Below are 13,987 nucleotides of genomic sequence, written 5' to 3' on the forward strand. Positions count from 1 at the left end.
TCGTGGCATGCGGCCGCCAGCGGGCGTGGGACTTCGGCGTGGCGAGTCCGGGGATTCAGCGGGGCAAACCGAACAAATCGGCAGCGTTGCCCCAGCAGACCGCCCGCAGCCAGTCGTCGCCGAGGTCGAGGCGGGCCAGGGCCTCGAGCTGGTGTGCGTACGGGTAGGGGATGGTGGGGAAGTCGCTGCCGAGCAGGATCCGGCCGCCGAGCCCGAGGTCACGAAGCTGGGGGAGGCGTGCCCGGGGGAACGGGGCCAGCTCCTCCCAGAAGTCGGTCAGCGCCATCGTGGTGTCCAGGCGGACGTTCGGGAACCGGGACGTGAGGTCGAGGAACTCGGCGTACTCGGGGGCGCCCAGGTGCGCGATGATCAGTGCCAGCGACGGGTGCCGGGTCAGGACCTCGCCGATCGGGCCGGGGCCGGTGAAGCGGTTCGGCACGGGGCCCGAGCCGGCGTGGACGACGATCGGCGTGCCGGCCGACGCCAGCAGGCCCCAGGCCTCGTCCAGCGCCGGGTCGCGCGGGTCGAAGCCGCCGACCTGCAGGTGCAGCTTGAAGATGCGGGCGCCGCGGCCGAGGGCCGAGCGGACCACCTCGGCGGCGGTGTCCTCGGGGAAAAATGTCGCGCTCGGCAGGCACTCGGGGACCTCGGCCGCGAAGGCGAGCGTCCAGTCGTTCAGCCAGGCCGACATCGCGGGCTTGTGGGCGTACCCGAGGGCGGAGAAGGACCGCACGCCCAGCCGCCGGAGAGTCGCGGTTCGCTCGGCGTCGGAGCCGCGGTAGCGGATCGGCCACGGCCGGCCGATCAACGGGCCGGCCGCGTCGAACTGCGCCCACACCTTGCGCAACATCCGCTCGGGCAGGAAATGGGTGTGTACGTCGGCCAGCCCGGGGAGGCCGAGCCCGCGCCAGAACGCGGGGACATCGTCGTCGGTCACCCACCGATCATGCGCTTGGCGGCCTCGCGCGCGTCGGCGTGGGCGGACTCCCGGGCCGCCGCGGCGTCGGCGGTGACCAGGTTGGGGCGGAAGTGGATCTCGCTGATGTCGGTGACGCCGGCCCAGCGGAGCCAGTCGGTGAGGTACGTCGCCTGGAAGTCGGCGCCGAACGACGGCGGCAGCCCCGGCCCGTACACGGCGCTGGTGTAGATCACCGCGGCCCGCTTGCCGGTCAGCAGACCCGTGTAGCCGGCCGCCGGGTCGAACCCGAAGACCAGGCCGGGCTGGCTGACCACATCGATGAACTGCTTCAGGATGTACGGCACGCCGTGGTTCCACATCGGCACGCTGAACAGGTAGAGATCGGCGTCGTCGAAGCGCTGGAACGTCTCGACGGCGCGGGCCCAGCCGTCACCGGTGGGCTCCTGACCGGCGAAGACGGCCATCTTGGCGGCGGCCGCGTCCGGCCCGAAGGCGGGCAGCGAGCCGTCCCAGAGGTCGAAGGTCTCGACCGGTACGGCCGGGTTGGCCGCACCGAACGTTTCGATGAACGTGCCGGCGATGGCCAGCGACTCGGAACGCGGGCCACGGGGTGAGGCGGAGACGTGCAGGAGCTTGGACATCGTGGATCTCCTTCGACGCTGTGATTTGCGTGCGCACGCACATTGTTACCCGGTTGCGTGCGCACGCACAAGAAGCGGTAGGCTCGGGTGATGGACGACACCGCCGCCTGGGCCGGCCTGCTGCGCGTGCACGCCACCCTCGTGCCGCTGCTCGACCGCGAACTCCAGAGCGCCTGCGGGCTGCCGCTGACCTCGTACGACGTACTCCTCGAACTGAATTCCGCACCCGGCCGCCGGCTCAGCATGGGCGAGCTCGGGCAGGTCGCCGTGGTCAGCCGGTCACGGGTCAGCCGGGTGGTCGACCAGCTGGCCGCCGAGGGGCTGGTCGTGCGCGAGGTCAACCCCGACGACAAGCGTTCGGCGTACGCGATGATCACCGACGCCGGGCGCAAGCGGCTCCGCGGCGCCGCCCCGGTCTACCTGGCCGGGATCAAGCGGCACTTCACCGACCACCTCGGCGCCGACGCATCGGCCGTGGCCGCCGGATTGGAGCGCGTTCTGGCCGCTCTTCGCGTTTGAGCCCAGGCTCGGCCGGGGTACGGCCGCCGCATGCAGGTCTACGCAGCCGAGGCGATCACCGACGCCGGTGGCACTCAACTGGTCCTGGCCGCGGTGCTCGGCATCGCGGTCGTCATCCTTCTCATCGCCTGGGCCAAGTGGCATCCGTTCCTGGCCCTGGTGCTCGGCGCGGCGACCCTCGGCATCGTGGCCGGCGCGGGCCCCGAGGCCGTGGTCAAGTCGTTCACCACCGGCACCGGCACCACCGCCGGGAACGTCGGTCTGCTGATCGCGCTCGGCTCGATGATCGGCGCGCTGCTGGCCGACTCCGGCGGCGCCGACGGCATCGTCAAACGGATCGTCGACCGGGTGTCCGGCGGCGCGCTGCCCTGGGCCATGGCGGCCGTCGCGGCGCTGATCGGCCTGCCCCTGTTCTTCGAGGTCGGGGTTGTGCTGCTGGTGCCGATCGTGCTGCTGGTGGCCCGCCGGACCACCGTGCCGCTGCTCCAGATCGGCATCCCGGCCCTGGCCGGCCTGTCCGTGCTGCACGGGCTGGTGCCGCCGCACCCCGGGCCGCTGGTCGCGATCTCCAGCCTGAACGCCAACCTGGGCCTGACCCTGGCCTTCGGGCTGATCTGCGCCATCCCGACGGTGCTGGTGGCCGGCCCGATCTTCGGCAACTTCATCAGCAAGCGGGTGCACGTGCCCCTGCCCGCGCTGGCCGGCGTTCCTTCTTCCGGCTCGTCTTCCGGCGCTGACCGTCCCGACGCCGTCGCCACCGAATCGGGCGCCGCGGTGTCGGCCGACGCGACCGCCGAGCCGGTCGAGCGGGACGACGACAAGCCGAAGCCGACCCGGAACCCCGGCTTCTGGCCGGCCGTGCTGACCGTGCTGCTGCCGATCGTGCTGATGCTGCTGCGGGCCATCGGCGAGCTGACCCTGCCGGACGGGAACGGGCTGCGCGACGCGCTGACCGTCGCCGGCGAACCCGTGGTGGCGCTGCTGGCCGGCGTACTCGTGGCGATGTGGTCCCTCGGCCACCGGGCCGGGTTCGACCGCCGCCAGACCTCCGCGGTGATCGGTGGCTCGCTGCCGCCGATCGCCGGGATCCTGCTGATCGTGGCCGCCGGCGGTGGCTTCAAGCAGGTGCTGGTCGACGTCGGCGTCGGCAACGTGGTCGCCGACGCCGCCAAGGACGCGAACATGTCCGCCCTGCTGCTCGGCTTCCTGGTCGCGGTGGGGATCCGGATCGCCACCGGATCCGCCACCGTCGCCACGATCACCGCCGCCGGCATCGTCGCCCCGCTGGCCGGCACGCTCAGCACGCCCGAGGTGTCACTGCTGGCGCTGGCCATCGGCTCCGGGTCGCTGTTCTTCTCGCACGTCAACGACGCCGGGTTCTGGCTGGTCAAGGAGTACTTCGGGATGACCGTCGGTCAGACCATCAAGACCTGGTCGGTGATGGAGACGATCATCTCGGTGGTCGGCTTCGCCTGCGTGATGATCATCAGCGTCTTCGTCTAATAGCCGTTCTGGGCATCCCGCCACCCGACCCAGCGACGGAGTTCCGTCACGTCGAATTCGGGACCCCACAACCCGAGGGTGAACTGGGTGGCGCCGAGCCTCAACAGCTCCGGCGCCACCTCGTCGGGCTCCCCGGACACGCCGACCGAGACCTCGATCTCGGACGGGTCGCGGCCGACGTCGGCACAATGCCGCTCGAGCACGCCCTTCTTGTGCGCCAGCTTCTCCGGGTCGGCGAACGTGTGCCAGACGTCGGCGTGCTTGGCCACCAGGCGCAGCGTCTTCTTCTCGCCGCCACCACCGATCAGCACCGGGATCTTCCGGGTCGGCGCCGGATTCAGCTTGCCCCAGCGGGACTCGATGCGGGGCAGGGCCTCGCCCAGGTCGTCCAGCCGGCCGCCCGCGGTGCCGAACTCGTACCCGTACTCCTGATAGTCCTTCTCGAACCAGCCCGACCCGATGCCGAGGATGAGCCGGCCGTCGCTGATGTGGTCGACCGTCCGGGCCATGTCGGCCAGCAGCTCCGGGTTGCGGTAGCTGTTGCACGTGACCAGCGCGCCGATCTCGGCCCGGCTGGTCTGCTCGGCCCACGCCGCGAGCATCGTCCAGCACTCGAAATGCAGGCCCTCGGGCTCGCCGTTGAGAGGGAAGAAGTGGTCCCAGTTGTAGAGGATGTCCACGCCTAAGTCCTCCGCCTCCGCGGCGGCTCGGCGGATGGACGCGTACTCGGCGTGCTGGGGCTTGATCTGGACACCGATCCGAAGGCTTCTGGTCGTCATGTCCGAAACCCTATGCGCGATTGTGATCTTCGTCCTGCCGTACCCCGGCCGGATTCTCAAGGTCCGCACAGGCTTGACCAGCAGAATCGTTACCATGCGTAGACGAACCCTGTTATTCAGCCTCGTGGCCGCCACGGGTTTGTCGGCATGCTCTCCCTCCGACGAAGCCGCCCCCAAGCCGGCCACCTCGTCGTCCGCGCCGACCGGGGACATCATGGCGTCGAACGAGTCCTCCAGCCTCGAACCACAGAACGTGACCCGCTACGAGTTCCCGGCCGGCTCCGCCCCGGCGGCGGCGTTCCCGGTCGGCCGCCGAGACTTCACCTTCGCCCGGGGTACGGACCGTCCGCTGCCGACCCGCGTCTGGTACCCCGCCGCGGGCGTGGCGCCGGCCTCGCCCGCCCCCACCGACAACGCCGCACCCGCCGCCGGCAAGTTCCCGCTGATCCTGTTCAGCCACGGGCTCACCTCGGTCCCCGAAGACTTCGCGGCGCTGCTGTCCCGGTGGGCGCAGGCCGGGTTCGTGGTCGCCGGCGCCGCGTACCCGCACACCAAGTACGAGGCGCCCGCCTTCGACGAGAACGACGTCATCAACCAGCCCGCCGACGCGGTCGCCGTCATCGACCAGCTGCTCGCCCAGAACGGCGACCCGCTGCGCGCCGTCATCGACGACACCCGCATCGCCGCGGCCGGCCACTCCGGCGGCGCCATCACCACCATCGGCCTGTTCAGCGCCCAGCGCGACACCCGCCTCAAGGCCGGCCTGGCCATCGCCGGCACCGACTTCCTCAGCACCCCGTTCACCGGCCCGACCTCGGCCATGCTCTTCGTCCACGGCACCGACGACGACACGGTCAAGTACGAGGCCGGCCGCACGGTCTACGAAGCCGTCCCGTGGTCGAGGGCGATGCTCACGATCGAGGGCGGCGGCCACGTGATCGAGGACTCGTCGTTCGAGGCCATCGCCCGCACCACGACCGAGTTCTGGCGGTGGTCCCTGTACGGCGACAACAACGCCCGCAACCGCCTGCCGGCGGCGGCCGCGGTCGGCGGGGTCGGCCGGCTCGACCAGGAACTCTGACCGATCCGCGGCCCCGCCTGTGGATAGTTCTCGGCATCGTCACAAGTGGCTGCTACCTTCCTCGCCCACCCACAGGGGTGGGGGAGGTGGCGGCCGCGTGTCGCGATTTCAAGATCAAATTCGCGGCGGGCGGGGGACGGGGGACGGGGGACGGGGGACGGGGGACGGCGGACGGCGGACGGGGGGTTCGGCGGACGGGGTTCGGGCCGCCGAGTTCGCGCCGGGCAGCAGAACGCCTCGCGGAGCGCCAACGGGCGGCCCCGCCATTCCTTGACCAGGGCCGGGTCGGCGGCGGAGCGACCGTGGGGAGATGCTGCTCGTGGCGGTGGTGGGTCCGGACGGCACGCCGCTCGCGGCGGCCCTCGCGGCCTTGCAGTGCGCCGCGCGAGGGCGAGGGCGAGCCGCGGGTTCAAGTATTAGTTCAGGGCGGCTCGCAAGAAGGATTCGAGGGGGGTGGCGGGGCGGCCGATCAGGGACGCCAGGGTGGGGTCGGCGGGGGCGAAGTCGCCGTCTCGGCTGGCCGCGAACATGCCCAGGAGCATTGTCGCGGCGAACTCGGGCAGGCCGCTCGCGAATTCGTCGTCGGAGACGGCCACGTGGCGGATGTCGCGGCCGGTGACCCGGGTGGCGATCGCCGCCACCTCGGCCATGTTGATGGCGGCGGGGCCGGTCAGGGGCGGCGTCGGGCCGTCGACGTTGCCGTCGATCAGGATGCGGGCGATGGCCGCGGCCAGGTCGGCGTGGGTGGTCCAGGTGATCGGGCCGTCGGCCGGGACGCGCAGCTCGCCCGTTTCGAGCGCCTGCCGCAGCAGCATCGGCACCGTGGTGGCGTAGTAGCCGTTCCGCAGGGCTGTATACGCGACGCCGGACCGCGCCAGCATCTCCTCGGTCGCGGCGTGGCCGCGGGCCGGCGGGAACGGTGACGACGGGTTCGCGCCCATGTGGCTGGTGTAGAAGATCCGCTTCGCGCCCGCGTCGACGGCCGCGGCGACGGCGCTGCGGTGGGCCGCCAGCTGCTTGTCGCCGATCAGCGGGGCCGACACCAGCAGGACGGCGGAGGCGCCCTCGAAGGAATCGGCGGGATCGGCGTAGTCGCCCGCCCGCACCCGCACCCCGCGGTCGCGCAGGGCGGTGACCCGCTCGGGGTCGCGCACGCTGACTGCGACCTGGTCGGCCGGCACGAGTTGCAGCAGCTGCTCGACGACGGCGCCGCCGAGCTTTCCGGTCGCTCCGGTGACAACGATCATGACCTACTCCTTATCGATGGAAACATCATCACGATAGCACTGGAAATATCAGTGGAAGCAAGCTGGGTTATCGTTGATCCGTGAGCGACAGGACACCCGGTGAGCGAACGGGACAGCCCGTGAGCGAACAGGACACTCGGGACAGGCGGCTCGTCCGGCCTCCGGCGACCCGGTGGCCGACCTGCGCAGTGGCTGGGATCTGAATGTCGAGCTGGGGCTGGCGAACCCGGCGCTCTACCGGCTGTTGTACGCGCGGCCGAACGCGCCGGCCGCGCGCGAGGCGCTCGACGCGGGCGTGGCGATGCTGGCCGCCAAGATCCGGCGGGGCGTACGCCGGGGCCGGCCGCCACCGCGATCACCCTGCGCGCGGCCCTGCCCGGCCTCGACGCGTTCAGCGCGGGGGAGCGGGCGCTGCTGGACGAGTGGCTGGGACGGGTCAGCTAGTGGGGCGCGCGGTGCTGTCGCGGACGACGAGTTCGGTGACCAGCTCGACGCGGGGGACCTCGATGTGTTCGCCGCGGGCCAGGCGCAGGGCGGTGCGGGCGGCCAGGGCGCCCATCTCGGCCAGCGGCTGGCGGACCGTGGTCAGCGGCGGCGACGCCCAACGGGACTCGGGCAGGTCGTCGAAGCCGGCGATGCTGATGTCGTCGGGGATGCGCAGGCCGCGCAGGCGGCACGCCTCGTACGCGCCGAGCGCCATGGTGTCGCTGGCGGCGAAGATCGCGGTGGGGCGGTCGGGCCGGTCGAGCAGTTCGGCCGCGCCCTCGAAGCCGGACCGGTGCTGGAAGTCGCCCTGCACGATGGCCTGGTAGTCGAGGCCGGCCTCCTCCAGGGCGGCCCGGTAGCCGTCCAGCCGGGCCCGGCTGCACAGCAGGTCCTTCGGGCCGGCGATCAGCGCGATCCGCCGGTGGCCGAGCGAGGCCAGGTGTTCGGTCGCGGACCGGCCGCCGGCCCAGTTGGTGGCCCCGATCGTGGGGACGTCGTTGCCCGCGTTGCCGGCCGGGTCGACCATCACCACCGGGATGCCGAGGCGCTGCAGCTCGGTGTGCGCGACGCCGGGGCCGGAGAGGACGAAGATGACGCCGTCCGAGGCGCGGGAGCGCAGGTTCTGCAGCCACTGCCGGGTGGACGTGGAACGCCGGTGCACCGCGGAGATGACCGTGCCGACGCCGGCCGCGTGGGTGACCTCTTCGACGCCGCGGATCAGCTCGACCGCCCACGGGCTGTCCAGGTCGTTGAAGACCAGGTCGACCAGCGCCGCGCCGCCGGGCCGCTGCCGGGACGCCCGCCGCTGGTAGCCGTGCTCGCTGAGCAGTTGCTCGACCTTCTCGCGGGTCTCCGGGGCCACGTCCGTCCGGCCGTTCAACACCCGCGAGACGGTGGGTACGGACACACCCGCCTCGGCCGCGATCGCCGCGATCGTCACCCGCCTGCCGTCCACCGGCGCCGCCCTCACGCTTGGAAGTTTCGGAAAGTATTCCACCTGGGGGCCGACATGCGGCACCCGGTGGCAATAGATAGGTGAACGTCTATGCTTCCCAGCATGCGGAAGTTGATTGCGTGCGCCGTGGCCGCGCTGCTCGCCGCCTCGGGCCTGACCACCGGCGCCGGCGCCGGCCCGGCGACGCCCGGCGCCAAGGACGTGATCGTGCACCTGTTCCAGTGGCCGTGGGCGTCGGTTGCGAACGAGTGCGCCGCCGTGCTCGGCCCGAAGGGTTTCGGGGGCGTGCAGGTGTCGCCGCCCCAGGAGCACGTGCTGGTCGCCGGCCGGCCCTGGTGGCAGGACTATCAGCCGGTCAGCTACCGCCTCGAGTCGCGGCGCGGGAACCGGGCGGCGTTCGCCTCGATGGTGTCCACCTGCCACGCGGCCGGGGTGAAGATCTACGTCGACGCGGTGGTCAACCACACGGCGGGCGGGACGTCCACGGGTACGGGCAGCGGCGGCTCGGCCTACTCGCACTACGCCTACCCGGCCGTGCCGTACGGGACCGACGACTTCCACCACTGCGGGCGCAACGGCAACGACGACATCGCCAACTACGGCGACCGCTGGGAGGTGCAGAACTGCGAGCTGGTCGACCTGGCCGACCTCAAGACCGAGAGCTCTTACGTACGCGGAAAGCTCACCGCGTACCTCAACGATCTCGTCTCTCTCGGTGTGGACGGCTTCCGGGTCGACGCGGCGAAGCACCTGCCGGCCGGCGATCTGGCCGCGATCGTCGACGCGGTGACCGGCGACCCCTACGTGTTCTCCGAGGTGATCGAGGGCGGTTCGGGCGAGCCTGCCCCTGAGGAGTACGCCGGGATCGGCGACGTGACCGAGTTCCGCTACGGCGACGTGGTCAGCTCCGCCTTCCGCGACGGCAACCTGGCCCAGCTCGACGGGCTGCCGGGCCGGATGCGCCTCGCCTCCGATGACGCGGTGGCGTTCATCGACAACCACGACACCCAGCGCAACGGGCGCAGCGTGCTGACGTACAAGAACGGCACGACCTACCGCCTCGCGCAGGCCTTCCTGCTGGCCTACCCGTACGGCGTCCCGCAGGTCATGTCCGGCTACGACTTCAGCGGCGCCGACCAGGGCCCACCGGCGGCCGGCGACGGGACGACGAGCCAGGTGACCTGTGGCAGCGGCTGGGTCTGCGAGCACCGGGCGATCGCCAACCTGGTGGCGTGGCGGGCGTCGGCGGGCTCGGCCGGCCTCGGCAACTGGTGGAGCAACGGGTCGAACCAGATCGCCTTCTCCCGGGGCGGCGCGGCGTTCATCGCGTTCAACCGGGGTTCGTCGAGCCTGACCCGCACCTTCGCGACCGGGCTGGCGGCGGGCGGCTACTGCGACGTGCTGGCCGTCGACGGCAACCCGTGCGGCGGCGCCTCGTACACAGTGGACGGCAGTGGGCAGGCGACCATCACGGTGGCGGCGGGCGCGGCGGTCGCCCTGCACACCGGCGCCCGTGGTCCGGGTGGCGGCACGGGCTGCTCCACGGCGTCGGTCTCCTTCGCGGTCAACGCGACCACGACGTGGGGCCAGAACGTCTTCGTCGTCGGCGACGTGCCCGAGCTGGGCAGCTGGAACCCGGCTCAGGCGGTGGCGCTGTCGGCGGCGGCGTACCCGATCTGGCGCGCGACCGCGACGTTGCCGGCCGGACGCGCCGTGGCCTACAAGTACATCAAGAAGGAGGGGTCCACGGTCGTCTGGGAGAGCGACCCGAACCGCTCCCGGACCACCCCGTCGGTGAGCCCGTGCAGCGCCGCCTGGGACGATTCCTGGCGTTAGCCGACCGCGGCGCGGGCGGCTACCCCGAGATTGAAGCGTGATCGTCACCGGGAGGAATGGGGCAGCGCCATGGGCCGGAGGGGTGCAAAGGTAACGCTTTCCCCCTCGAGGAGTGACAACGAAGTGAAGAAACTGTTCAATGCCGCGTCCGTGCTCGCACTCGCCGTCGGAATCGGTATCGCCTCGGCGGCTCCCGCCAACGCCGCCACCGACCGGAGCGGGGCGGAACGGCTGAACATCCCGAACAGCAGCGCCTGCCGGGGTGGTCGTACGGTCCTGGAAGGAATGGTGGCCGGGCCGGGTGGCCAGCTCTACATCATCTTCTCCAAGGGAAGCGCCGGGGATCCGGCCCTGTCCAGATGGACGCGCGACGGATCGGCCTGGGACGGCGCCAGCTGGATCTGTGCCGGGGCGCCGGTACCCATGTCCGAGCTCGGCCACGGCAACGACCTCGCCTACAACGCGAACTACCTGGGCCAGGGCCCAGCCCTGATCTCCACCCACGGAAGCCAGTCCGCGTTCCCGAGCGACGCCGTCGGAATCGTGCACCTGAGCGCCGGTGGAGCCATCGGCGCCCGCGAGGTGGTCCACCTGTCCACCGGCAACATCAGCGGCCTCTGCTACAGCGCGACGGCGGCCGGCGGGGCCGGCCGATACGCGGCCCGGCGCCTCGGCAACCTGTGGACGCACGCCGGTTCCGGTGCCCTGACCAGCGGCTGGACGCTGGTGAAGAGCAACCTGACCAGCCACGACAACCGTTCCGACCAGGGCATCGACTGCTCCGAGAACTACATCTGGAACACCAGATCGATGAACGACTCGACCCCCGCCACCGGCTGGAACTGGGTCTACCAGTACAACTGGTCCGGCGGCGACGTGGAGAGCGACATCGGCATCCCGTCGAACAACCTGACCGACGAGATCGAAGACATCACCCACGTCGGGAGCGACTTCTTCGTCGCCATCAACCGGAACGACGGGCTCGCCGACTCCGTGAAGGTCTTCACCGAGTAGACCCCGCGCGTGGTGGCCGTCGACGCTTTTGTCGACGGCTGCTGCTGGGCTGCATCCTGAGACTATGGACGAGCACCATCCGCACTCCCGGCCCGGACTGATGGACGCCCTCAAGACAGCGCTCCGACGCCTCACGCTCGGCGCGTTCGCCTGCACCGCCGCGTTGATCGTCGTGCTGGTCGGTCTGGCGGTGCTCAGCGCCATCGGATGGACCTCCGACCCGCACGGCTACGCGATGTTCGCGGGCATTCTGTTCGCGGCGGTCCTGACCCCGGTCGCGCTCGCGCTGTGGCTGCTGTACCGATCAATGCGACGACGCGACTGACAAGCCGTCGCGCTGGGCCGAAGCGGCGTGCCTGGTCGGCCTGGTCTCGTCATACTGCTCCCTGGACCGGTGGCAGAGCCGGGTGATCGCAACGCCCAGAGCAGAGTGACCCGGCACGCGCGGGTGGCTCGACGGCGTGTGGGGCCGCTGGCGTGCCATGCCCCACCGGGGGTTCGAATCCCCTCCGGTCCACAATGCCGGCTCCGGGGGCCGAGCCCCCGGACGCCCCGCGTTATCTGGGTCTTTGTCGGCGGCTCGCCGCCGGCCCCGCAGGTGCCGTCCTGAAGACTTCGTCATCAGCTTCGAGCGACCGCCGCGTAGGCACCCTGACCAATGTCGTCAGTTCTGTCCCGGGCTCGCCGTGGGCAGTCCGGCGGCCTTCGCGCTGTCAAGCAGCCGCCGGTCGTAGGTGACGAAGGCGAGCAGCGTCGTCCCCGACTCGTTCGTGAGCACCTGGGCCGTGGCAAGATGAATGGCGTCGAGGCTTCGCAGCGTCGGCTCCGTAAAAGCGGCTGCCGTGGCGCGGATTGTGTTGTCGATCTCCATGCGAAAGAGCCGCCCCACAGCCGCCGGCACGCCGATCAAGGCCTGCGGAGCCGACCGTCGCAGCGCCCTGGGCACCTCAACCTCCACGAGTGCGGAGGACACCAGAGGCGCATCATGGTGAGCGTTGAGCCAGGAAACCAGGTCGACGCTGTGCTCTTCCTGCCGGACCAGCTTGACCACAGCGGCGGAATCGAGATAGATCACCAGCGTTCCTCATCCCGCATGGCGGCAAGCGCTGTGGCAACGTCAACGTCGTCGTCACCGAGCTTCGGCGGGAGCGGGACGGGTCCGGTGCTGGTGGGGGAGGTGGCCCTACCGGCCGCGACGAGGTTGGCGAGGGTCGACCTGTCGTCGCCGACGGGCACCAGCCGGGCGATCGGCCGCCCTCGATCGGTGATCTCAAGAGACTCGCCGCCGCTCACCCGAGCCAGTACCTGGCTGGTGTTCTGGTTCAGATCCCGGACGCCGATACGCTCCATGGAAGAAGTGTAGAACATAAAGTTCTACATCTCCATGTCGTTCGCCCCCCGGGGCATATGCCCAGCAGGACCGAGCCGACGGCGTCCAGCAGCGTTGGTCCGCCGCCTACTTGGTGACGCCTTGACTCATGTGCTGCCCCTCCGGCACCGGTGAGAACTTTCTCTGCATTTTAAGGCGGCCGCTCCGCAGGCCGCTCGCGCCGTCGGATCAGGGCCTGGCCTCCGGCCAGCCGCCGACGTCTTGGGACTTCGTCAACAACGCCGCGGTAAAGCCGGCCAGGCGGCACGACACTTGGACAAGCGGGCGGGGCGCCGGTGGTGGCCGGCAGCTTGATGGACTTGGTTTCGGGAAGCAAGCACTTATGCCTCCGGCGGGGGACTGTGATCTCTGGGATGGGTTGAGAGCCATCCCGACAACCGTCGTCCAGGCGAAGCCGAGCAGGCAGGCCCTACATGCTCCACAGTGTGTGGACGAAGGCCGACGGGATGACTGATGGCCTAGTTAATCAGGCCGGCCATCAGCGGCAGAATCCTCCGGAAAATTAATAACCTTGCAGTTATTTACAAGCCATCCAACCGATATCTCTGATCGTGATACATCTGTGTCGGTCAATCGGCTTGCTGTCATCTTTGACCGAAGTTGGTGTACCATTTTCAATGGCGGCGTAAATGCCCGTCGGATAGCTCGGTTGACCTTGGAAACAATTATGCTACATTCGACATTCGTGGCGACCTTGCCATAGTGGCGACCTTCCGACTCCGTAACTGTCAGAACAGGTCTTTTGTCAATCAAACTAGCGAATGCAAAACCCAGCATGAGCGGCGCGCCCCCCGGTTCGGACCCGCGCCACGCATACCTAAAGAGCATTGGCGCCATATCAATGAGCCGTGATAAGTAGACCGTGATACCGACGAAGTCTTCGCCCCGGTAGACCTTGGCCGTTCGGAGGCTGCTCGCGAGTATGGCCAATGCTTTCCCGAGCTTGACGACCTTAAGTCCATTGTAGTGCTCCAGCTCTGCCATCCATTCCGCTTCGTAACGCGTGCGAAGCTCAAGCGACGGAAAGCCCTGTGCGGCTCGATGGACAATGCGCGGCGCCAGCCATGCGCTGAGGTCCAGGACCTCAGCGGCGATCGCCCCAAAAACCGCACCTAAGATGCCGCCGATCATGAGAGCGTTCATGCCGTGCCCCCAGCGGGGCGCCAGGCCCGCGGAACCCTTCGACCAACTCGGTCAAGGGCCTCGCGTGCAGATGCGGCACCGTTAGTGCTGAGTCGGTAATAGCGGCGCCGAGGGCGACCATCCTGAACCTCCGCCGTGTCTTCCCAGTATGAATCCAGCCATCCCAGGTGCTCGAAGCGCGCCAGGATCGGATAAAGGGAACCGGTGGCGATGCCTGCCTGACCAGCGATGTCGAACCCGTAGCGTGGTCTTGTTGGATCTTCAAGCAATGCTCGAAGGACGGCCTGGGTCGCCATGGTCATACGTGGTGGACTAGACATATCCGTACTCTACATAGCTAGAGATGGCGGAGCAACCAACGGGCCGCCCCGATGAGATGTACAGCAGGGAAGTACAGCAACCGAACGAGCCTTGCCTGCCCCAGCGAGCTCGAGTCGACGTCTGAGCTGCGAGTTCGAATCTGATCGGCCTCAC

The 13,987-nt window shown here is 69.8% G+C and carries 15 protein-coding genes and 1 tRNA gene; 7 read left to right on the forward strand and 9 right to left on the reverse strand.

The window, feature by feature from the left end; all coding sequences use genetic code 11:
* Positions 1-55 precede the first annotated feature (55 nt).
* Together AB0M54_RS20980 and AB0M54_RS20985 are read right to left on the reverse strand one after the other, a co-directional pair.
* Entirely contained in the window at positions 56-937 is an 882-nt protein-coding gene (locus AB0M54_RS20980) for an amidohydrolase family protein (RefSeq protein ID WP_364325839.1), read from the reverse strand.
* On the reverse strand, positions 934-1,560 hold the full coding sequence (locus AB0M54_RS20985) for an NAD(P)H-dependent oxidoreductase (protein ID WP_364473156.1): 627 nt from the start codon (positions 1,558-1,560) through the stop codon (positions 934-936). Before AB0M54_RS20985 ends, AB0M54_RS20980 begins: the two co-directional genes overlap by 4 nt.
* Positions 1,561-1,650: 90 nt before the next feature.
* Between AB0M54_RS20985 and AB0M54_RS20990 the strand changes: the two genes are divergently transcribed.
* Both AB0M54_RS20990 and AB0M54_RS20995 read left to right on the forward strand, forming a co-directional pair.
* On the forward strand, positions 1,651-2,079 hold the full coding sequence (locus AB0M54_RS20990; protein WP_364473157.1) for a MarR family transcriptional regulator: 429 nt from the start codon (positions 1,651-1,653) through the stop codon (positions 2,077-2,079).
* A gap of 30 nt (positions 2,080-2,109) precedes the next feature.
* The gene (locus AB0M54_RS20995; protein WP_364473159.1) at positions 2,110-3,582 is read left to right on the forward strand and encodes an SLC13 family permease; all 1,473 of its coding nucleotides are present in this window, start codon (positions 2,110-2,112) and stop codon (positions 3,580-3,582) included.
* Here the strand turns inward: AB0M54_RS20995 and AB0M54_RS21000 are convergent.
* Positions 3,579-4,361: an LLM class F420-dependent oxidoreductase gene (locus AB0M54_RS21000; protein WP_364473161.1), complete on the reverse strand. Its 783-nt coding sequence runs from the start codon at positions 4,359-4,361 to the stop codon at positions 3,579-3,581. The genes AB0M54_RS20995 and AB0M54_RS21000 overlap by 4 nt on opposite strands.
* 94 nt (positions 4,362-4,455) lie before the next feature.
* On the opposite strand from AB0M54_RS21000, the gene AB0M54_RS21005 reads away from it, so the two are divergent.
* Positions 4,456-5,442, forward strand: coding sequence for a chlorophyllase (locus tag AB0M54_RS21005; RefSeq protein ID WP_364473163.1), 987 nt, complete (start codon positions 4,456-4,458; stop codon positions 5,440-5,442).
* Between the two features lie 416 nt (positions 5,443-5,858).
* On the opposite strand, the gene AB0M54_RS21010 is transcribed toward AB0M54_RS21005, so the two are convergent.
* Both AB0M54_RS21010 and AB0M54_RS21015 read right to left on the reverse strand, forming a co-directional pair.
* Entirely contained in the window at positions 5,859-6,689 is an 831-nt protein-coding gene (locus AB0M54_RS21010; protein WP_364473165.1) for an NAD(P)H-binding protein, read from the reverse strand.
* Between the two features lie 436 nt (positions 6,690-7,125).
* Complete coding sequence (locus AB0M54_RS21015) at positions 7,126-8,145, reverse strand: LacI family DNA-binding transcriptional regulator (RefSeq protein ID WP_364325818.1); 1,020 nt, start codon at positions 8,143-8,145, stop codon at positions 7,126-7,128.
* Between the two features lie 87 nt (positions 8,146-8,232).
* On the opposite strand from AB0M54_RS21015, the gene AB0M54_RS21020 reads away from it, so the two are divergent.
* The 4 genes from AB0M54_RS21020 to AB0M54_RS21035 all read left to right on the forward strand — a co-directional run bounded on the left by AB0M54_RS21020 (position 8,233) and on the right by AB0M54_RS21035 (position 11,497).
* Positions 8,233-9,966, forward strand: coding sequence for a carbohydrate-binding module family 20 domain-containing protein (locus AB0M54_RS21020; RefSeq protein WP_364473167.1), 1,734 nt, complete (start codon positions 8,233-8,235; stop codon positions 9,964-9,966).
* Between the two features lie 123 nt (positions 9,967-10,089).
* Positions 10,090-10,980 (forward strand): hypothetical protein, encoded by an 891-nt coding sequence (locus AB0M54_RS21025; RefSeq protein WP_364473169.1) that lies wholly within the window; start codon positions 10,090-10,092, stop codon positions 10,978-10,980.
* Positions 10,981-11,044: 64 nt separating this feature from the next.
* Entirely contained in the window at positions 11,045-11,305 is a 261-nt protein-coding gene (locus tag AB0M54_RS21030; RefSeq protein ID WP_364473171.1) for a hypothetical protein, read from the forward strand.
* Between the two features lie 63 nt (positions 11,306-11,368).
* Positions 11,369-11,497 (forward strand) — tRNA-OTHER (locus AB0M54_RS21035).
* Between the two features lie 147 nt (positions 11,498-11,644).
* Here AB0M54_RS21035 and AB0M54_RS21040 read toward each other — a convergent pair.
* The 4 genes from AB0M54_RS21040 to AB0M54_RS21055 form a co-directional block, all read right to left on the reverse strand.
* A complete protein-coding gene (locus AB0M54_RS21040) occupies positions 11,645-12,055 on the reverse strand; it encodes a type II toxin-antitoxin system VapC family toxin (RefSeq protein ID WP_364473173.1) in 411 nt (136 codons plus the stop codon).
* Complete coding sequence (locus AB0M54_RS21045; RefSeq protein WP_364473175.1) at positions 12,052-12,330, reverse strand: type II toxin-antitoxin system prevent-host-death family antitoxin; 279 nt, start codon at positions 12,328-12,330, stop codon at positions 12,052-12,054. Before AB0M54_RS21045 ends, AB0M54_RS21040 begins: the two co-directional genes overlap by 4 nt.
* A 502-nt stretch (positions 12,331-12,832) precedes the next feature.
* Positions 12,833-13,513, reverse strand: coding sequence for a hypothetical protein (locus tag AB0M54_RS21050; RefSeq protein WP_364473177.1), 681 nt, complete (start codon positions 13,511-13,513; stop codon positions 12,833-12,835).
* A complete protein-coding gene (locus tag AB0M54_RS21055) occupies positions 13,510-13,833 on the reverse strand; it encodes a PadR family transcriptional regulator (RefSeq protein WP_364473179.1) in 324 nt (107 codons plus the stop codon). The genes AB0M54_RS21050 and AB0M54_RS21055 overlap by 4 nt, the downstream gene beginning before the upstream one ends.
* Positions 13,834-13,987 lie beyond the last annotated feature (154 nt).

Source organism: Actinoplanes sp. NPDC051470, from assembly GCF_040682035.1.
GTDB lineage: Bacteria > Actinomycetota > Actinomycetes > Mycobacteriales > Micromonosporaceae > Actinoplanes.